Consider the following 18,727-nt stretch of genomic DNA (forward strand, 5'->3'; position numbering starts at 1 on the left):
TCTTCAAAATCCTCAAGCAATTTGTTTGGGGATTTTTTGTTTTTAGACCGAATTAAATCCCAATTTTTTAAATCCCAAATTCCAATCTTTGTATAAAAATGTTTTTAAAATTGGAATTTGGGATTTAAAAAATTGGGAAATTTTATTTTAAGTTGCTCAAATCACTTTCAGTTTCCAATTCTGTCGGGCTTTGGTTTTGTTTGAATAAACGTGCCGTCAGGTTTCCTTTTAAAGTGATTTTTTCTCCTTTTACCTCAAGCCAGCTTCCTTCTCTTAAGCCTAAAACGGGAATGGAATTAAAAGCATGGAATTCCTTAATTCTGGTTTCGCGGGTTTCGCCCATGTGTTTCGATTGCAAATCCGGATCTAAATAATGTGGATTCAGATTGAAAGGAATCAATCCTAAAGTTTGAAAACTTGGTGGATAAACAATTGGCATATCATTCGTTGTTTGCATTGATAAACCACAAATATTACTTCCTGCGCTGGTTCCTAAATAAGGAGTTCCGTTTTTAACAGTTTCAGAAAGAAGCTGCATGATATTGTGTTTGTATAATTGAGTAACTAATAAAAAAGTATTTCCTCCACCGGTAAATATTCCTTCTGCATTTTTTATGGCATTTTCAGGGTTTTCAAACTCATGAATTCCCTTTACAGAAATGTTAATGGTTGTAAATGCCTGCGACACCTTTTCGGTATAATCGTTATGTGAAATTCCGCCGGGACGAGCGAATGGAATAAATAAAATGCTTTTGCAGTTTTTAAAATGTACTTGTAAACTAGGCAATAAATACTCTAAATAATTGCCCTCGTGAAGGGTAGAGGTGCTGGCAATAATAATGCTTTTCATAAATTATATACTCAAATTGTGAAGGTTAAAGGTATTAAAAACTCTTTTTTGAGACGAGAAAATCAGAGTTTAATTAACATATTTTTACCAAGCCGTTAATACTAATTTTGGAACACATTAAGATATTTTTACACTTTTAACGGTAATTTTAATTTTTTCATTTTGATCAACAAAGTTTTATGTGTTTTGGTTGTTGTTTTGAGTCACACTGCTTGGTCTCAAGATCAGGATCGTGCTATTATAAACGGCAAAATCGTTTCGAATACAAATGATTTGGAAGGTGTTTATGTGGTAAATGCACAAACTGAAGTTATGGTAACTACAACTGCTGATGGATCTTTTTCTATTCTGGCTAAACCTGGAGATACACTTGTTTTTTCTTCTATTCAATTCAAAGAAAATAGGGTTTTGTTAACCAGTGAAAATTTTACAGATCTTAATTTTACTGTAAAACTCAGTTTGGTAATGCATCAATTGCAGGAAGTAATTATAAAACGATATGATAATATCAATGCCGTGGCTTTAGGAATTGTTCAGGGAAATCAAAAAACATATACAGAAAGTGAAAGAAAATTACGTACTGCTACGGCCTTAGACGCAACAGCAAGTGCGAGCGGAATGGCTGGAGGTTCAATTTCTGCGGACCCTTTTTTGAATTTTTTATCAGGAAGAACAAAAATGCTTAAAAAGGAATTGGTTGTAGAAAAAAAGGAATTTTTTATGAAGCTTTTAGAGAATATGTTCAGTCTTGATCATTTTGTGAATCGATTAAAAATACCCAATGAATATGTAAAAGGCTTCGAATATTATGCCGTAGAGAATGATAAGTTTACGGTCATTTTAAATTCTAAAAATAAAACTTCAACAGAATTCTTATTAGCTGAATTGGCTGTGAAATACAAGGAAATATTAGCAAGTGAGAACAAATAATACTTTATTAATTCTATTTTTATTAATAGCTCAAATTTCATTGGGACAAGCTTCTGGTGCCAAAGAAATTATGGGACAGGTATTTGAGCAATCGTCTTCTGTTGAAGGGGTGAATATTATTAACAATAATACGCAAATTACTGCCGTTTCAGATGAAAACGGAATGTTTTCTATTGTAGCGAAAGAAGGAGATGTTTTGGTTTTTTCTTCTGTTAATCTGGAACCACTAAAACTTAGAATTACTGCAGAAGATTTGACTTCGCCTACACTTAAGATAAAAATGACTGCAAAACAAATCGAGCTGAAAGAGGTTGTTGTGAATGATAACGCAGGTATTACGGCTGAAAATCTCGGAATTGTTCCTTATGGTCAAAAGACATATACGCCTGCTGAAAGAAAGCTATACACAGCAAAATCTACTTCGGTAGATAAAATAATTAATGGGATTTCCGGACGCACGGCGATGCTAAAAAAAGAAGTGAATGTAGAGAAAAAGGAAATGCTTTTCAGGAAACTGGAATATCTTTTTGATGACAATTATTACACCGAAAGATTAAGGATTTCACTAGAAGATATTAAAGGATTTCAATTATATTGTGTAGAAGATTCTGAATTTGCCGTATCTTTGAATAGTAAAAACAAAACAATGAGTATGTTTTTAATCACCGAATTAGCCAGAAAATATCTTAAAATCCTCGAAAATGAAAAATAGCCTAAGAATACTCGTTTTGTGCCTGTTTTGTCAAATCTCATTCGGACAGAATGCAACAAGGAAGTCATTACACGGACAAGTGACCAACGCCTCACTTGCTATTGAAAGTGGGTATGTAATGAATATAAATGCCAATGTCAGAACTTTTATTGGTTCTGGTGGATTGTTTGATATTATGGCAAAGCCAAAAGATACTTTGGTATTTACGGGAATGGCATTTCAGTCTAAAAAGATTGTTTTGACCGAAAAAGATTGTTCGCAAATTCTGTTTACTGTTCCTTTAGATTTAGTAAATAATCAGCTTAAAGAAGTTTTGGTTCATAAAGATTTTCAGGATAAAACACTTGGAGGTAGTTCTCAGAAAATAGTTGATATGCAGTTTGAGGATGATAAACAATCAACAGCAAAAAATACTGTAATGTATTCTGATCAGACAATTAAATATGGAACCGATTTTGTTCGAATATTTAAGGATGTTAAAAAGCTTTTGCGTAAAAATGATGATGTTCAGGAAGAGGTTATAAGTGATATTGCCTTTACAGCGTATGCCAGAGATAATTTTACGCCAGATTTTTTTAATAAAACATTGAATTTAAAAGATGATGAAATAGAACTGTTTTTAATGTATTGTTCTAATGACCCAGAATCTAAGCGATATTTAAAACCAGATGATAAATTTCAGTTAATCGATTTCATGATTAACAAGAATAAAGATTTTAAGAATATTACTGTTTCCAAAAATGAAAAATAAATTAATCTACCCCTTAATTGGGGTATTATTTTTATCGTTATCCTCATTTGCTTTTCACAAATTTTACATGGGCGTTTTTCAGGTCAATTACGCAGCTGAAAAGAAAATGATTCAAATTACATCCCGTATTTTTATTGACGATTTAAATAACGGAATGGAGAAGAAATACCATAAAAAAACCTTTGTCGGAACAGAAAAAGAAACGCCTGAAGATTTAGAATTATTTAAAAAGTATCTTTCAGAAAATTTCACAATAAAAATAAACGGTCAGCCAAAACAAATTGCTTTTTTATCTAAAGAAATTGAGGCTGGTGATGTATTGGTTTGTTATTCCCGAATAAAAGATGTCGATAAATTTAAAACGCTTGAGATTTCAAACACCATTTTAGTAGATTGGAATGCTGAACAGCAAAACATTACACATATTTCAGCTTTCGGTACTAAAAAGAGTGTTCTTTTTACAGAATCATCAAGGAAAGAAGTGTTAAAGTATTAATGAATGGATTAAATTATCATTTTAATTGTTATTTTCACACCCTGATAAAATTACCTATTACATTTTATGAAAAAACTTTCATTATTATTAATTTTTCCTGCCTTGTTAATGGCTCAGGAAAAAAATACCACAGTTGCCCCAAAACAACAAGGTAAGTACGATACCAACAAATTTAGTCAAATGTATGATTTGCTGGCAACACCAAATATGTTTCGTACTGCCTCCGGAGCACCTGGTCCGGCGTATTACCAACAACAGGCAGATTATAAAATTGATATCGAATTAGACGATAAAAATTCAAAATTGACAGGATCTGAGGTGATTACGTATTCAAACAATTCTCCGGATAGTTTAGAATATCTATGGATTCAGTTAGATCAGAATCAGGCTAAAGCAAATACTCAGGCGCCATTGGCTGAGAGTGAAAAAATAAATCAGGTATTGCCATTAGATGGTTTTTCTAGTAAATATTTGAAAAAAGATTTGGAGCGTGGTTTTAACATCGATCAAGTAAAAGATGCAAAAGGAAACGCAATGTCATATACCATTAACGAAACGATGATGCGTATTAATTTGGCAACTCCTTTAAAACCAGGTGAAAAAATTTCATTGGCTATAAAATGGTGGTATAATATCAATAATTATAGAAAAGAAGGCGGACGTTCAGGTTATGAATTATTCGAAAAAGACGGAAATAAATTATATGTAATTGCGCAATTCTATCCAAGAATGGCAGTTTACAACGATGTTGAAGGATGGCAAAATATGCAATTCTGGGGAAGCGGAGAGTTTGCTCTTCCTTTTGGAAACTTCGATGTAAATATTACAGTTCCTGCTGATCACGTTATTGACGCAACAGGAGAATTAACAAACAGAGCCGAAGTTTTTACAGCAGAACAGGTAAAACGTTACGAACAAGCTCAAAAATCATTTGACAAACCAGTTGTAATTGTTACACAGGCGGAAGCTGAAGCGGCTGAAAAAGGTTTCTCTGAAAAGAAAAAAACATGGAAATTTAGTGCTAAAAACGTACGTGATTTCGGTATTGCATCTTCAAGAAAATTCATTTATGATGCAATGGCTGTAAAATTGGGTGGTAAAATCGTTATGGCAGAATCTGTTTATCCTAAAGAAGCAAATCCGCTTTGGGGAGAAACTTCTACAATGACAGTGGCTCATACTTTAAAAAGTTATTCTTCTCATACTTTTGATTACCCTTATCCAAAAGCAGTTTCAGTTTCGGCTGAAGATCAGGGAATGGAATATCCAATGATTTGTTGGAATTTTGGTCGCCCAGATGAAAACGGGGTGACAAGTAAAGAAGTTAAAAATGGAATGATTGGTGTTGTAATTCACGAAGTAGGACACACTTTTTTCCCGATGATTGTAAACTCAGATGAGCGTCAGTGGACGTGGATGGATGAAGGTTTGAATTCATTTTTAGAATATTTGGCAGAGCAGGAATTAGATCCAAACTTCCCTTCAAGACGCGGACCGGCAAAAAATATTGTTCCTTACATGAGTGGAGATCAAAAGTTTTTAGAGCCAATTATGTCTAACTCTGAAACGATTGCACAATTTGGTAACAACGCTTACGGAAAACCAGCTACAGGTCTTAACATCCTGAGAGAAGTAGTTATGGGAAGAGAATTGTTTGATTATGCATTCAGAACTTATGCAAACAGATGGAAGTTTAAACACCCGACTCCTGAAGATTTCTTCAGAACTATGGAAGATGCTTCTGCCGTAGATTTGGATTGGTTTTTCAGAGGATGGTTTTACTCAACTGATTTTGTAGATATCGGAATTAAGGAAGTAAAACAATATTATGTTTCGGATACTCCAACCGCTGATTTAAAAGATGTAAAAGTTAGAAAAGGACGTTTTGGATTAGACAAAGGTCCATTCGTTTACCTAGTAGCAAGCGATAATGCAGAAGTTAATGCCTCAAAGAAAAAAGCATTGAAAGTAGATGACGTAAAATTATTAGCAGATTATGTAAATCAAAGTTTTACGGCTGAAGAAAAAGCAGGTTTAAAATCACCTAAATATTTCTACGAAGTTGAGTTTAATAAACCGGGTGGCATGATCATGCCAATTTTGGTTGAGATCACTTACGAAGATGGTTCAAAACAAAACTTCCAGTATCCGGCTCAAATCTGGAGAAAAAATAATGATACGGCTAAGAAGGTTTATGCAACTGAAAAAGCAATCAAAAGCATTCAGATAGATCCAAAATTAATGACCGCTGATATTGATGTAACCAATAACTCGTGGCCAAAAGTAGAAGAAAAATCAAAATTTGATTAAAGATAAAACTAAAAAAGACTCTCGAAAAGAGTCTTTTTTTTTAAGTAAATTTTAAAACAGTCGGCTACAAAATTTAATATCTTTGTGGCACACAAAAATAAAAGATATGTTTGGTATAGGAGGAGGAGAATTAGTTTTTATACTGTTTATAGTATTAATGCTTTTTGGTTCTGATAAAGTGCCTGAAATTGCTCGTACAATGGGAAAAGCGATGGCGCAATTAAAAAACGCAACCAACGACATTAAAAGTGAAATTCAAAAAGGAGCTGAGGCTAATGGTCTTGATACAAAATCTTTGACGGATATCACAGGAAATATTAATGCCCAGATTAACGATGCAAAATCGAACCTTTTAGGTGATACTACCAGTTTATCAGGTAATTTATTAGGTGATACTGCAACAGAAATAGACAAAGTAAAAGAAGACATCGATTCAATCTCCGGACCTGTAAAACGCCAAATGTAATTATGCTTGAAAAAATACAAGAATTAGATACCAATCTCTTTGTGTATCTTAATGGTCTGGGTTCTGAAACATACGATAAACTTTGGTTGATTATTACCAATCAATTGTATTGGACGCCATTTTTTTTATTCCTGTTTTTTCTTATTTATAAAAAAATAGGTGGAAAGCAAACCTTGTATATTCTTCTTTTCATTGCAGTATTGATTGCTTTTACAGATCAGATGACTAATTTATTCAAACATACTTTTGAACGTTTACGTCCATGTAATAATCCCGAAATAAATTCATTTATTCGTGTTGTTCAGGTTCGTAAATCCTTTAGTTTTTTCTCAGGCCATGCGGCTAATACAATGGCTGTTGCAACCTTTTTATATTTGATTTTAAAACGCCACTTCAAGTATTTAGGATTCTTGTTTCTATGGCCGTTAATCTTCGCTTACAGCCGAATTTATTTAGGTTTGCATTACCCTGGAGATATTCTTACGGGATATTTCTTCGGAGCACTTTTCGGATCTTTACTTTATTTGGTTTACCGAAAATTAAAACCACAATATTTTCCGGGATAATTTATAAAGGTGCTAAGTTTCTAAGGAACTAAGATTCTAAGTTTTTTTATTAAAGCACTTATTTTCAAAAGAAGGTTTTTAGTTTTCAAGAATTGTTTTCTCGCTCCATTCTAATCCGTAAGGAAGTTCCTGATTGCTAAATTCAATATGAATAACTCGTCGTCTTTCGTTATTGGTAGTTTTGTTTGACGCATGAAACAGTAAAGGTTTCATGATCATAATTCCGCCTTTTTCGACTTCACAAATAGTTTCATTTTCAATTTCCAGGTTTTCAACTCTAAAGATTCCTTTTGAATGCGAATTATTTATGACTTTTAAAGCTCCATTATCTTTTGTGGTAGTATCAAGATGAATTCTGATGGTGAAATTATTTTCCAGAATTTCCTTTGGAGGCTGAACTGCAAACTGATTTTGTTTTATAGTCCAGTTTTCGAAGTCTTCAATCTCAATTTTCTGATCAACTGAAATTGTTAAATCCTGATGATAAGCTACAAACCAATTTGATTTTTCCGGTTTATCAAAATAAATGGATTTAGTTATAAAGTAACCTTCTCCAAAATTAGATTGAATAATATCTTGTAGATTTTTATTGAAGATATAAGGCAAAGTTTCAGGAACTTCTTTATGAAATTGCCTGATAGCAAATAAATCCTGAGATTTTCTATAAGTAGAAGTGTCTGCTTTATTTTCGGTATTATTCTCAATTAACGAAATCAATTTTTCGATTTCATTTTCACTATAAACTTTATTTATAATTGTAAAACCTTCAGTATTTATTTCGTTTAACAAATTCATTTTGAGATCAAATTTTATATAATGACATATTCTAAAAAAAAAACTTAGAACCTTAGTGTCTTAGAGTTTTAGTAACTTTTTTTAAAGCACCCTACTTACTGTCAACCCATCACGAATCGGCAATAAAACCGTCTCCACTCTGGGATCATTTTTCAAAAGTAAATTATATTCTAAAAGCACTTTCGTACTAAGATCATTCGGGTGAACAGGCTCCAAAATTTTGCCGCTCCATAAAACATTGTCAGATAAAATAATGCCGCCTTTATTCATCTTCGGAACAATCATTTCCCAATAATTTAAGTAGTTTTCTTTATCGGCATCGATAAAAACCAAATCGAACTTCACATCCAAAGTAGGGATAATATCAATGGCTTCTCCTAAATGCTGAAAAATTTGTTTTCCCCAAGGTGAAGCGTCAAAATATTTGCGTTGAAAATCGATTAATTCTTCTTTAATATCTATTGTATGCAATTCTCCGTTTTCCTGCATTCCTTCACATAGACACAAAGCCGCATAACCAGTATAAGTACCAATTTCCAAAATATTTACAGGACGAATTAATTTAGATAACATACTCAAAACACGACCCTGAAAATGGCCACTCAACATTCTTGGCAAAAGAATTTTCTGGTACGTTTCTTTATTAAGTTTTGCTAACAATTCTGGTTCGTTTTCAGAATGTTGTTCGATATAATCTTCTAAGTCTTGTGAAATAAAATGCATCTTTTAGTATCTTCTAATTTGAAACAAAAATACAAAAAATATCCGCTTACTTTTTTGCATAAAAAAACCATCCCTTTAAGTGGATGGTTTCAGTCTTAATTTTTTTAGCAATTATTTTTTCAATGCTTCATTAACGTCTTTAGCAGTTTTTACTGTTCCGTCTTTAGCAGCTTTAGCAGCGGCTTCTGCCTTGTCTGCAGCTTTTTTAGTAGCTTCTTTTACATCTTGTGCAGCTTTGGTTGTAGCGTCTTTTACATCCTGAGCAGCATTTTCAGAAGCTTCTTTTGCATTTGCAGCAGCATTTTCAGCTTTAATTACAGCGCTATCCTTTGCCTGTTCAATATCTGTAGTCAAGGTGTCAACTTTGTTTCCAAGAGTTAATTCATCTTCTCCTGGTTTTGGTTCTTTCTTCTCGCAAGATTGAACAGCGAATGCTAACAAAGCAACTACAGCTAAGCTTAAAATTTGTTTTTTCATAATGAATCAATTTTTTTTAGGTTATAAAATTTAAAGGTTATAAAGCTGAAAAATAAAGATACAAATTTTAAAATGATTGCGCGCTTTGTAAGATTATTTTCCTTTTGATTGGAAGACAATTCTCGTGCCAAAATTTATAATTTATAAAGTTTACTCCTAAAGTTTTTTCAGAATTAAGAGGTTTCCATAAATACTTAGTAACTTTGCACCATGCAAATCGAGAAAAAAGACATAAGAGCCTTATCAAAAGATCAATTACGAGATTTTTTTGTCGCAAATAATGACAAAGCTTTTCGTGGAAATCAGGTCTATGAATGGTTATGGAGCAAAGGAGCACACAGTTTTGAGGATATGACGAATGTTGCTAAAACAACACGTGCTATGCTTGAAGATAATTTTGTTATCAATCATATTAAGGTTGATACCATGCAGCGCAGTAGTGACGGAACTGTAAAAAATGCAGTTCGTCTTCATGATGGTTTAGTAGTGGAGTCGGTTTTAATTCCGACTGATACCAGAACAACAGCTTGTGTTTCTAGTCAGGTGGGTTGCAGTTTAGATTGTAATTTCTGCGCAACTTCAAGATTAAAAAGAATGCGAAATCTGGAGCCAGGGGAAATCTACGATCAGATTTTAGCAATCGATAAAGAAAGCCGTTTATATCACAATCATCCTCTTTCTAATATTGTTTTTATGGGAATGGGAGAGCCTTTAATGAATTATAATAATGTCATTAAAGCGATTGATATGGTTACGTCAACAGAAGGTTTAGGAATGTCGCCAAAACGAATTATGGTGTCAACTTCCGGAATTCCGAAAATGATTAAGAAAATGGCTGATGATGATGTAAAATTCAAATTAGCAGTTTCGTTGCATTCGGCTATTGATGAAATTCGTGCGCGAATCATGCCTTTCAGTAAAAATTTCCCTTTATCAGAATTACGAGAGGCTTTAGAATATTGGTATAGAAAAACCAAAAGTAAAATTTCATACGAATATGTAGTCTGGAAAGGAATTAATGATGACAAAGCTTCAATTGATGCTTTGGTGAAATTCTGTAAATACGTGCCTTGTAAAGTCAATTTAATTGAATATAACCCAATTGATGACGGCGAGTTTCAACAAGCCTCAGAAGAATCGATTATGGCTTACATAAAAGCTTTGGAAAACATTGGAGTAGTAGTAAAAGTACGTCGCAGTCGCGGAAAAGATATCGACGCTGCCTGCGGTCAACTAGCTAACAAAGAAGCAGAAATGTAATATTCCGTAGGAATATCTCATCTGTAGAAAAAAAATATTGATAATGGCGATGATGTTCCATAAAAACATTTGAAATGTAAAAAAGCATTAAAAACGAGAGATCTTCTTGTTCTTAATGCTTTTTTTCTGGGCAAAAAGGATTCTTATTTTTTCAAATCAATTTCTTCCGTTACTCCGTCTTTTGTAATTTTAGCAAGTGTATCGCAACTTCCGTCTCCGTAATCTATAACTGCCGAAGCTCCATTTTTAGTTACCGTTACAATTCCTTTTACAGCAAATGGTTTTTTACATATTGCTTTAAATTGTAAAGGTGTTGTAATTTCTGCTGAAAATGTATCTCCATTTGGGAAAGTAGTGGTGCCGCTTCCGGTTACCAAATAGGCGTTATCTTCCCAATTGAACCAGGTATCATAACCTTCTACCATTTCTTTAACTAAAGAGCCTTTTCTGGTATAAACACCTCCGTCATCAAAAGTAATCGTCAGGTCAATTGCGGCTGTTAAAACAGGATGTGCTGTCGCTAATAAATCAGTTGTTTTTACAGTTCGTACTATGCTTTTACTACCTTGAAGTTTTTTGCCGTTGTGATAAAATCCATCAAAAGTATAACTAATAGTCTGTGTTGAAGCCGAAAAATCATTAGAAAAAGAAATAACCATTTTTCCTTTTACTGTATTTCCGTTTTCCAATGTACAGCCTTCAACTCCAAAATCGACAGTTCTGGTCCAGGTATTATTAGTTAAAACTGTTGTTATTGTAGCACAACTCGGAAGGAAATTTTTTATCGGACCGCTAGGTTTACTCGTTACATTTTGTTGTGCGCTAAATTGATCTTCAGCAATATTTGTTACATCATCGATTGAGGCGTCAATTTTAGAATTTGTAACTATTTCATCTTTTGTAATTGCTGCAGATGATCCGTCATTTGTTTTTTCATCAGAGTTACAGCTGATAAAAAAAGATAAAGCCACTAATGTTCCAATAAATAAAAATTTTGTTTTCATAATAATTCGATTTCGTGATTTACTTTTAAATAATGAATTCAAATTAGGCTTTAATCAGATTATGTTTTTTTGGTGATTTTTTAAATTAGTACACATTTGTTGATATACTAACTTAAAATAGATAACGTATTTTTATTTAAAATAGTATATTTGGAATCGAAATGAATATTACTTCTCAAATAAAACAGCCCATTTTTAACGAGATGGAACTTTTTGAAACAAAGTTCCATGAATCGATGACCTCAAAGGTGGCATTGCTGAACCGTATCACGTATTATATCGTAAATCGAAAAGGAAAACAAATGCGTCCGATGTTTGTTTTTCTGACAGCAAAAATGGTTTCCGGAGGCATTGTAAACGAAAGAACATATCGCGGAGCTTCTGTAATTGAATTAATTCATACCGCAACTTTGGTTCATGATGATGTTGTGGACGATAGTAATCGCCGTCGCGGATTTTTTTCAATCAATGCACTGTGGAAAAATAAAATTGCTGTTTTGGTTGGAGATTATTTATTGTCTAAGGGATTGTTGCTTTCGATAGATAATGGTGATTTCGATTTACTCCGAATCATTTCAGTTGCCGTTCGTGAAATGAGTGAAGGCGAATTACTTCAGATAGAAAAAGCCAGAAGACTTGATATTACCGAAGACGTTTATTACGAAATCATCCGAAAAAAGACCGCTACACTTATTGCGGCTTGTTGTGCGCTTGGTGCAAAATCGGTAATTGAAGATGATATTCAGGTGGAGAATATGCGAAAGTTTGGTGAGCTTATCGGAATGGCTTTTCAAATTAAAGATGATTTATTTGATTATAGTGAAGAAGCAATCGGTAAACCAACCGGAATCGATATTAAAGAGCAAAAAATGACTTTGCCTTTAATTCATGTTTTAAATACTTGTACTCCGCAAGAAAAAAAGTGGCTGATAAACTCCATCAAAAACCACAACAAAGACAAAAAGCGTGTTAAAGAAGTTATTGCTTTTGTAAAAGATAATAATGGTTTGGCTTACGCCGAAAACAAAATGATAGAATTCCAACAAGAAGCTCTTTCGTTACTTCAAAATTTCGAAGATTCTGAGTTTAAAGATGCCCTTATTTTAATGGTGAACTACGTTATTGAAAGAAAAAAATAAGGATTAAGTCAATCTCAAAGGCTTTATTGATCCGCTTATGCAAGTATTTTCTTTAAAATTAATATTATAAAAACGATTGCACAGATTTTTGCGAAGTTTGAAATATCAGATTCTTGTTTAATAATGTTATTAGTAAAATTAGTTTTCTTGTTGTCATAATTATTATCTGGAATAATGATTTGAGAACTTTCAAAAGATGATGTTTTAATAACTAAACTTGAATCAATCGATGCAGCACTAGAATCTATTATGGAAGTGTTATAATCAAGATCTTCTATAGTGTTTTGATTGTAGTAATATGGATCATTTGAATCAAGTACTTCGTATGATGATTTTTGAGAATTATACTGATATTCTAAATCTCTTATTTTTTCTACTATTCTTTCGTTTTCATATGAATAATCAGTTTTTAATTCATTTTGATTTGAATAGTAATTTGTATAGTCAGGTATATATGTCTCTGAATTAATATTATTCAATTTGGAATCTGGTAAAATATATCCAGGTTCTAATGTATGTGGGTTGATATTTGGAAGAGTAGAAAAATTATCAATATTAGTGCTGTTTGGGGCGGTTCTGTAATGAGGAGCAACTACAGTACCATTATCTTTTGTGTAGCCATTTACAAAAACCTCGTTAGGGTTAACTTGAGATTGGGCAATGTTTATGGTTAGAAGAATAAAAATTATAAAACTATATTTGTTTAGCATGATTTTTCATTAGTTTCTAAAGCCATTTAGAATAAATTATTTGTAGCTAAAATAGTGTTTTTTAGCCTTGAAAATATTTTTATCAGATTTTTTTAATTCTCATGCAACCATTTCGAATCGACAATCGTCTATGCTAATAGAAGTCTGTTTCTAAAACCAAAAACCAAAAGCTTATAAATGAAAATTATTCATTTACATCAAGAAGAAACCGAAATTATAAAGTTGGCCGTCGAGAACAATCGACAGGCGCAACAGCAAATTTACAGTCGGTTTTCTTCGAAAATGTTAAGTGTTTGTCGACAATATATAAAAGACATTCAATTGGCAGAAGATGTAATGATAACAGCTTTCATGAAAGTGTTTACCAACTTAAACAAATTTGAACACAAAGGAAGTTTTGAAGGATGGATTCGCCGAATTATGATCAACGAATGTATTTCTTATTTAAGAGTTCAGAAAAAAGTAAAATTTGCTGAAGATGAATTTTTTATTGAAGAAAGTTTTAATGCAATTGACAGTCAGTTTTCAATAGATCAGATTCAGTTTTTAATTGATGCTTTACCGGATGGCTATAAAATGGTTTTCAATTTATACGCCATTGAAGGTTATAAACACAATGAAATTGCAAAGATGTTAGGAATTAATGAAGGAACATCGAAATCGCAATTATCGCACGCCAGAAAAATGCTGCAAACACAAATTACTATTTTAAAAAAACAAGATAATGGAACCGAATAATTTTGAAAAGGATTTCCGTGAAAAACTAAACGAACGCAAAATTGAACCAAGCAATAAAGCCTGGGATCGATTAGACGCCATGTTGAGTGTTGCTGAAAATAAAAAACCAAAAAAGAAAAACAAGTGGTTGTATATCGCAGCAAGTGTTGTTGGATTCTTGTTGGTTGGAACTTTCTTCTTTAATCAGAAAAAAGCAATCGAAAACCCTAAAGATTCAGTTGTATTTGAAGAAAACATTAAAAAAGATTCTGTAGTAAAACCGGCATTGAATGCAATAGATTCAGTTAAAACGGAAATTGCTGTTTCTGAAAAAGATACAACTCAGACTTCAACAAAATTTTCAATTGTAAAAAAGATAAATCGTAATCAAAACACAAATAAAACCATTAAAAATGAATCAAATCAAATAGCGGAGTCTTCAATCATCATCAAAAACAATCCCGAAAAACAATCAATCAACAATCAAACTTCAGTTGTTGAAAATCCTAAAAACTCAACTGTAGTTCAATTGCTTAATTCAGCCGAAAAAACAGTTGTTGCAGAAAATTCGGCTAAGCCAAAATCAAAAGTAAGAGTTAATGCAAATGATTTACTAAATCAGGTTGACGGCGAATTAGAACTTTCGTTCAGAGAGAAAGTAATAACGAAAGTCAATAAAAATTACCAAACGGTAAAAGTGGCTTTGGCAAACAGAAATCAACAGGAATAAAGAACAAAGAAGCAAGAGTAAAGAGACAAGAAATATAATATAGATTTTTATTTCCGGAGTAACGATCCATATTGTAGCGTGGGGTTTTAACCCGACGGAAAAGGAATAAAGCATTCACAATTCACCATTCACAATTAAAAATCATCAATCAACAATCAATTTAAAAAATCAATCATGAAAAACATTACAATTCATCTCGTAATCCTAATTTTCTTATTTGTAAGTAAGGTTTTAGGTCAGGAAACTTTTGAATCGAGAGCAAAGAAAATTGCCAATAAAATCGAGAAAGTTACCAAAGAAGAAAAAGAAACTTTAAAACAAGAAGTTGAAGCTGTAAATGTGCAATTATCTGAAGGGAAAATTACACAGGAACAAGCAGACAAACGTAAAAAAGAATTAGCCGAAGCCAGAGCAGTAATAATCGAAGAAAAAGTGACTTTAGCCCAAAACGAATTGAACGATTTGGTTCAGCAAAAAGTAGACGGAAAAATCAAAGAACAGGATTCGACAAAGAAAGGTAAGGTTGTTATTTACTGGGATAAAAATGACTGGAATAATAAAAAATGCAAAGATTCGATTCGAGGTGAAAGAAGAACAACTTCACAATTTGTTTTTGCTACAGGTTTGAATAATATGATGGTTGACGGAAAACTTCAGGATTCAAATTATAGTTTTATAGGTTCGCATTTCTACGAATGGGGGTTTACTTATAATTCAAGATTAATGAAAAACGACAATTTACTACATGCTAAATACGGTCTTTCGTTAATGTACAATAACATTCGTCCAACAGACAATCGCAATTTTGTAGTCAATGGCGAACAAACAAATTTAGAAGTAAATGCTATAAATCTGGATGAATCTCGTTTTCGAAACGTATATATTGTATTGCCGGTTCACTTAGAATTTGATTTTACAAAACCTAAAGTAAGTAACGGAAAAACGTATTTTAGAACACATGAAAGCTTCCGTTTCGGAATTGGAGGTTATGCAGGAATCAACGTAAAATCAAAACAAATCCTAAAATACGATCAGGACGATTTAGATTATAAAACGACAATTAAAGGAGATTATAATGTAAATAATTTCATCTACGGATTAAGTTCTTATGTAGGTTACAAAGCTTTGAGTTTGTATTTAAAATACGATTTGAATCCATTGTTTCAGGATAATTTAGTGGATGAAAAAAATATCTCCCTGGGATTACGTTTCGATTTAAACTAAGATAAAGTTTGAGTTTAGTTAGTGGAAAAAGCGCTTTGATAGAGGCGCTTTTTTTATGAAAATAATCGACAAATTTCAGGATGGATTTGTGTATTTTTACAAGCTCTCAACTTTAAAAATATTTTACGTTTTGATCTCACAAAGTACAATTGATTCTGTTTTTGAAACTGCTCGTGTAGAGGAGGTTATTGGTGATTTTGTTAATTTAAAACGTGCCGGAAGTAATTTTAAAGGTTTGAGTCCGTTCTCAGATGAGCGCTCTCCATCGTTCATGGTGTCGCCTGCAAAAGGAATCTGGAAAGATTTTAGTACAGGAAAAGGAGGGAACTCGGTTAAATTTTTGATGGAGCATTCTCAATTTACTTATCCGGAAGCCATTCGGTATTTAGCCAAAAAATACAATATTGAGATTGAAGAAACGGAACAAACAGATGCTGAAAAAGCAAATACAGATATTCGCGAAAGTATGTATCTGGTTTCAGAATTTGCAAAAGATTATTTTCATAAAACACTTTTAAATTCAGAGGAAGGAAAAGCAATTGGACTTTCGTATTTTAAAGAAAGAGGTTTTACAAATGAAACGATCAAAAAGTTTAGTTTGGGATATTCTCCAGAAACCTGGGATGCTTTAACCAAAGAAGCTTTGGGTAAAGGATATAAATTGGAATTTCTAGAAAGTACCGGTTTGACAATTCCGAGAGAAGATCGTCCTTTTGACCGTTTTAAAGGACGTGTGATGTTTCCGATTGAAAGTATGTCGGGACGTGTTTTGGGATTTGGAGGACGTATTTTAACGAATGATAAAAAAGCGGCGAAGTACTTAAACTCGCCAGAAAGTGATATTTACCATAAAAGTAAAGTCCTTTATGGAATTTTTCAGGCCAAGCAATCTATCGCCAAACAAAATAATTGTTATTTAGTTGAAGGATATACCGATGTAATTCAGTTTCATCAGGCCGGAATTGAGAATGTTGTGGCGTCCTCTGGAACCGCCCTGACTCCAGATCAGATTCGATTAATCAATCGTCTGACCAGAAATATTACGGTGCTTTTTGATGGTGACGCTGCAGGACTTCGTGCTTCTATTCGTGGAATCGATTTGATTTTGGAGGAAGGAATGAATGTAAGAGTTTGTGGTTTTCCTGACGGAGAAGATCCGGATAGTTTTGCCAGAAAAAATTCGCACGATGATTTAGTTGCTTATTTAGAAGAAAATAGTAAAGATTTTATACAGTTCAAAGCATCCCTCTTAATGAAAGAGGCTAAAAACGATCCTATAAAAAAAGCCGATTTGATTCGCGATATGGTTGTTAGTATTTCTAAAATTCCGGATCGTATTCAGCGTGAAGTTTATACTCAGGAATGTGCCCGAATAATGGATATCTCGGAGCAGGTTTTGGTAAGTACGTTAGCGCAGTTGATTCAAAAAGATCTTACAGAAGCCAATAAAAAGCAAAAGCAGGAACAAAAACCTTTTCAGGTTTTTAGAAACCAAAACCCAAATACTGGTTTTTCAGGAGGAGACCCGGAAGATCCAAGAACAGGGCCGCCTGAGGGGTATCCGGGAGAGTCAGAATATCAGCAACAGCAACAAGCTGAAAAAGTTGATATATTATATCGTTTAGAGCGAAAAGTGATTGAAATTCTATTGCTTTATGGTGATAAAACGGAAGTATTTGAAGATGTTCTTCTGAAAAATAATGAAGAAGGCGAAATAGAAACGGTTACGGAAAGAAGAGAATATAAGGTCTATCAGCGTATTTATTTGAGTTTGCAGGAAGATGAAGTAGAGCTTTCAAATAATTTATTTCGTGATATTTTTACAGATTTAATTTCGTTCTATCATCAAAATGAAAAATTTAGTCTGGAGCAATATTTAATGCGTTTGCAGCCTGATTTTGCTCAGGAAGTAACGGATATTTTAATGGAAGATGAAAGATTGGCACTTCACAATTGGGAAGGGCAGAACATTTTTTCAAAGATGAAACACGAAACTATTGCGCAATATGTTACTGAAACAATTATGTCTATGCGTTGGTTTTTGGTAGATAAAATTATAGAAGAATTAAAAAGCTCTATACAACCTGATAATTCAGATAATATAGAGCTTTTGTCTATGGTTGTCGATTACTCAAAACTAGTTAATTCATTCTCGAAAAAACTCGGAAGAGTAATGTCGAGATACCATTAAATAATTTCTAAAGTCTTCGCTTTGTTAACTAAGTCAACTAAATTAGTAACATTCAATTTAGTCAATAATCTTAATTTGTAAGTACTGATCGTTTTTTCGTTCAGGTTTAAGATTTTAGAGATTTCATTGTTTTTCTTACCATCACTTAAGTAACGTAAAACTTCAATCTCGCGATTTGACAGTTTTCTGTACAAACGTTCGCTTTTGCTTTGTTTAGCAATTAGAGCCATGTTTTTACGAACAGTTTCGTTGATGATAATTTTTCCTTCATGTACTTTAATAATTGAAAGACCTAAAGTTTCAAGTTTTTCAGTTTTGTGTACATACCCGGAAACTCCTGCTTTAATTGCATTTGGAGCATACATTTGTTCAGCGAGGTCACTAAAAATGACAATTTTTGTTTTTGGGAAGTTTTTCAGGATTGATTTAACTTCAAAGATGCTCGAAAGACCTTCTAACTCTAAATCTAGAATTAGGATGTCAATTTCCTTCGTTTGAAGAATATCTCTAACCATTGAAAAATTGCCTACATTGGCAACAATTGAAATTTGATCGTGGTCTTTAAAATAAGACTTAACGCCAAAGTGAGTCACAGGATGATTGTCTGCAAGACATACTTTAATCATAATTTTTACCTTTTTAGAATTGTTTTATCATGTTTTTGGAGCTGTAAAAT

Annotated in this window: 20 protein-coding genes; 13 read left to right on the forward strand and 7 right to left on the reverse strand. The window is 32.8% G+C overall.

Features of this window, described 5'->3' with window-relative positions; translation table 11 throughout:
- Positions 1–142: 142 nt before the first annotated feature.
- Positions 143–850, reverse strand: coding sequence for a dipeptidase PepE (pepE, locus tag AC1RRN_RS07655; RefSeq protein WP_492966737.1), 708 nt, complete (start codon positions 848–850; stop codon positions 143–145).
- A 162-nt stretch (positions 851–1,012) separates the two neighbouring features.
- On the opposite strand from pepE, the gene AC1RRN_RS07660 reads away from it, so the two are divergent.
- The 7 genes from AC1RRN_RS07660 (at position 1,013) to AC1RRN_RS07690 (ending at position 7,081) form a co-directional block, all read left to right on the forward strand.
- Entirely contained in the window at positions 1,013–1,780 is a 768-nt protein-coding gene (locus AC1RRN_RS07660) for a carboxypeptidase-like regulatory domain-containing protein (RefSeq protein ID WP_492966738.1), read from the forward strand.
- On the forward strand, positions 1,767–2,492 hold the full coding sequence (locus AC1RRN_RS07665; RefSeq protein ID WP_492966739.1) for a carboxypeptidase-like regulatory domain-containing protein: 726 nt from the start codon (positions 1,767–1,769) through the stop codon (positions 2,490–2,492). The genes AC1RRN_RS07660 and AC1RRN_RS07665 overlap by 14 nt, the downstream gene beginning before the upstream one ends.
- The gene (gene bamP, locus AC1RRN_RS07670) at positions 2,482–3,243 is read left to right on the forward strand and encodes a BamP family beta-barrel-assembly machinery protein (RefSeq protein ID WP_492966740.1); all 762 of its coding nucleotides are present in this window, start codon (positions 2,482–2,484) and stop codon (positions 3,241–3,243) included. Before AC1RRN_RS07665 ends, bamP begins: the two co-directional genes overlap by 11 nt.
- Complete coding sequence (locus tag AC1RRN_RS07675) at positions 3,233–3,739, forward strand: DUF6702 family protein (RefSeq protein WP_492966741.1); 507 nt, start codon at positions 3,233–3,235, stop codon at positions 3,737–3,739. Before bamP ends, AC1RRN_RS07675 begins: the two co-directional genes overlap by 11 nt.
- A gap of 66 nt (positions 3,740–3,805) precedes the next feature.
- Entirely contained in the window at positions 3,806–6,049 is a 2,244-nt protein-coding gene (locus AC1RRN_RS07680) for a M1 family metallopeptidase (protein ID WP_492966742.1), read from the forward strand.
- A gap of 106 nt (positions 6,050–6,155) precedes the next feature.
- Positions 6,156–6,515, forward strand: coding sequence for a Sec-independent protein translocase subunit TatA/TatB (locus tag AC1RRN_RS07685; RefSeq protein ID WP_056194644.1), 360 nt, complete (start codon positions 6,156–6,158; stop codon positions 6,513–6,515).
- A 2-nt stretch (positions 6,516–6,517) separates the two neighbouring features.
- Positions 6,518–7,081 carry a phosphatase PAP2 family protein gene (locus AC1RRN_RS07690; RefSeq protein ID WP_492966743.1) on the forward strand — a complete coding sequence of 188 codons (564 nt, stop codon included), beginning with the start codon at positions 6,518–6,520 and terminating at the stop codon, positions 7,079–7,081.
- Positions 7,082–7,159: 78 nt separating this feature from the next.
- Here AC1RRN_RS07690 and AC1RRN_RS07695 read toward each other — a convergent pair whose 3' ends face one another.
- The 3 genes from AC1RRN_RS07695 to AC1RRN_RS07705 all read right to left on the reverse strand — a co-directional run bounded on the left by AC1RRN_RS07695 (position 7,160) and on the right by AC1RRN_RS07705 (position 9,076).
- Positions 7,160–7,876, reverse strand: a complete 717-nt coding sequence (locus AC1RRN_RS07695) for a phytanoyl-CoA dioxygenase family protein (RefSeq protein ID WP_492966744.1) — start codon at positions 7,874–7,876, stop codon at positions 7,160–7,162.
- A gap of 81 nt (positions 7,877–7,957) precedes the next feature.
- Positions 7,958–8,599, reverse strand: coding sequence for an O-methyltransferase (locus tag AC1RRN_RS07700; RefSeq protein ID WP_492966745.1), 642 nt, complete (start codon positions 8,597–8,599; stop codon positions 7,958–7,960).
- Positions 8,600–8,710: 111 nt separating this feature from the next.
- Complete coding sequence (locus tag AC1RRN_RS07705) at positions 8,711–9,076, reverse strand: hypothetical protein (protein ID WP_492966746.1); 366 nt, start codon at positions 9,074–9,076, stop codon at positions 8,711–8,713.
- A 210-nt stretch (positions 9,077–9,286) separates the two neighbouring features.
- Between AC1RRN_RS07705 and rlmN the strand changes: the two genes are divergently transcribed.
- Entirely contained in the window at positions 9,287–10,336 is a 1,050-nt protein-coding gene (gene rlmN, locus AC1RRN_RS07710; RefSeq protein WP_492966747.1) for a dual-specificity RNA methyltransferase RlmN, read from the forward strand.
- Between the two features lie 143 nt (positions 10,337–10,479).
- On the opposite strand, the gene AC1RRN_RS07715 is transcribed toward rlmN, so the two are convergent.
- Entirely contained in the window at positions 10,480–11,340 is an 861-nt protein-coding gene (locus AC1RRN_RS07715; protein ID WP_492966748.1) for a hypothetical protein, read from the reverse strand.
- 161 nt (positions 11,341–11,501) lie between these two features.
- On the opposite strand from AC1RRN_RS07715, the gene AC1RRN_RS07720 reads away from it, so the two are divergent.
- Positions 11,502–12,479 (forward strand): polyprenyl synthetase family protein, encoded by a 978-nt coding sequence (locus tag AC1RRN_RS07720; protein ID WP_492966749.1) that lies wholly within the window; start codon positions 11,502–11,504, stop codon positions 12,477–12,479.
- A 35-nt stretch (positions 12,480–12,514) separates the two neighbouring features.
- Here the strand turns inward: AC1RRN_RS07720 and AC1RRN_RS07725 are convergent, their stop codons facing one another.
- Positions 12,515–13,189, reverse strand: a complete 675-nt coding sequence (locus AC1RRN_RS07725) for a hypothetical protein (RefSeq protein WP_492966750.1) — start codon at positions 13,187–13,189, stop codon at positions 12,515–12,517.
- Between the two features lie 177 nt (positions 13,190–13,366).
- Here AC1RRN_RS07725 and AC1RRN_RS07730 point away from each other — a divergent pair, with 177 nt between their 5' ends.
- The 4 genes from AC1RRN_RS07730 (at position 13,367) to dnaG (ending at position 18,051) form a co-directional block, all read left to right on the forward strand.
- Positions 13,367–13,927 (forward strand): RNA polymerase sigma factor, encoded by a 561-nt coding sequence (locus AC1RRN_RS07730; RefSeq protein WP_492966751.1) that lies wholly within the window; start codon positions 13,367–13,369, stop codon positions 13,925–13,927.
- Positions 13,914–14,636 (forward strand): hypothetical protein, encoded by a 723-nt coding sequence (locus AC1RRN_RS07735; RefSeq protein ID WP_492966752.1) that lies wholly within the window; start codon positions 13,914–13,916, stop codon positions 14,634–14,636. The genes AC1RRN_RS07730 and AC1RRN_RS07735 overlap by 14 nt, the downstream gene beginning before the upstream one ends.
- Positions 14,637–14,810: 174 nt before the next feature.
- Positions 14,811–15,860: a F0F1 ATP synthase subunit B family protein gene (locus AC1RRN_RS07740; protein ID WP_492966753.1), complete on the forward strand. Its 1,050-nt coding sequence runs from the start codon at positions 14,811–14,813 to the stop codon at positions 15,858–15,860.
- Positions 15,861–15,990: 130 nt separating this feature from the next.
- Entirely contained in the window at positions 15,991–18,051 is a 2,061-nt protein-coding gene (gene dnaG / locus AC1RRN_RS07745; RefSeq protein ID WP_492966951.1) for a DNA primase, read from the forward strand.
- Here dnaG and AC1RRN_RS07750 read toward each other — a convergent pair.
- A complete protein-coding gene (locus tag AC1RRN_RS07750; protein WP_026730588.1) occupies positions 18,048–18,677 on the reverse strand; it encodes a response regulator transcription factor in 630 nt (209 codons plus the stop codon). The genes dnaG and AC1RRN_RS07750 overlap by 4 nt on opposite strands.
- Between the last annotated feature and the right edge of the window lie 50 nt (positions 18,678–18,727).

The organism is Flavobacterium sp. GW821-FHT11G01, from assembly GCF_058808175.1.

Bases quoted from the DNA above. Each gene is read 5' to 3' on its own strand.
- pepE (WP_492966737.1), bottom strand. From the start codon at position 850: ATGAAAAGCATTATTATTGCCAGCACCTCTACCCTTCACGAGGGCAAT.
- bamP (WP_492966740.1), top strand. From the start codon at position 2,482: ATGAAAAATAGCCTAAGAATACTCGTTTTGTGCCTGTTTTGTCAAATC.
- AC1RRN_RS07675 (WP_492966741.1), top strand. From the start codon at position 3,233: ATGAAAAATAAATTAATCTACCCCTTAATTGGGGTATTATTTTTATCG.
- AC1RRN_RS07680 (WP_492966742.1), top strand. From the start codon at position 3,806: ATGAAAAAACTTTCATTATTATTAATTTTTCCTGCCTTGTTAATGGCT.
- AC1RRN_RS07685 (WP_056194644.1), top strand. From the start codon at position 6,156: ATGTTTGGTATAGGAGGAGGAGAATTAGTTTTTATACTGTTTATAGTA.
- AC1RRN_RS07690 (WP_492966743.1), top strand. From the start codon at position 6,518: ATGCTTGAAAAAATACAAGAATTAGATACCAATCTCTTTGTGTATCTT.
- AC1RRN_RS07695 (WP_492966744.1), bottom strand. From the start codon at position 7,876: ATGAATTTGTTAAACGAAATAAATACTGAAGGTTTTACAATTATAAAT.
- AC1RRN_RS07700 (WP_492966745.1), bottom strand. From the start codon at position 8,599: ATGCATTTTATTTCACAAGACTTAGAAGATTATATCGAACAACATTCT.
- AC1RRN_RS07705 (WP_492966746.1), bottom strand. From the start codon at position 9,076: ATGAAAAAACAAATTTTAAGCTTAGCTGTAGTTGCTTTGTTAGCATTC.
- rlmN (WP_492966747.1), top strand. From the start codon at position 9,287: ATGCAAATCGAGAAAAAAGACATAAGAGCCTTATCAAAAGATCAATTA.
- AC1RRN_RS07715 (WP_492966748.1), bottom strand. From the start codon at position 11,340: ATGAAAACAAAATTTTTATTTATTGGAACATTAGTGGCTTTATCTTTT.
- AC1RRN_RS07720 (WP_492966749.1), top strand. From the start codon at position 11,502: ATGAATATTACTTCTCAAATAAAACAGCCCATTTTTAACGAGATGGAA.
- AC1RRN_RS07725 (WP_492966750.1), bottom strand. From the start codon at position 13,189: ATGCTAAACAAATATAGTTTTATAATTTTTATTCTTCTAACCATAAAC.
- AC1RRN_RS07730 (WP_492966751.1), top strand. From the start codon at position 13,367: ATGAAAATTATTCATTTACATCAAGAAGAAACCGAAATTATAAAGTTG.
- AC1RRN_RS07735 (WP_492966752.1), top strand. From the start codon at position 13,914: ATGGAACCGAATAATTTTGAAAAGGATTTCCGTGAAAAACTAAACGAA.
- AC1RRN_RS07740 (WP_492966753.1), top strand. From the start codon at position 14,811: ATGAAAAACATTACAATTCATCTCGTAATCCTAATTTTCTTATTTGTA.
- AC1RRN_RS07750 (WP_026730588.1), bottom strand. From the start codon at position 18,677: ATGATTAAAGTATGTCTTGCAGACAATCATCCTGTGACTCACTTTGGC.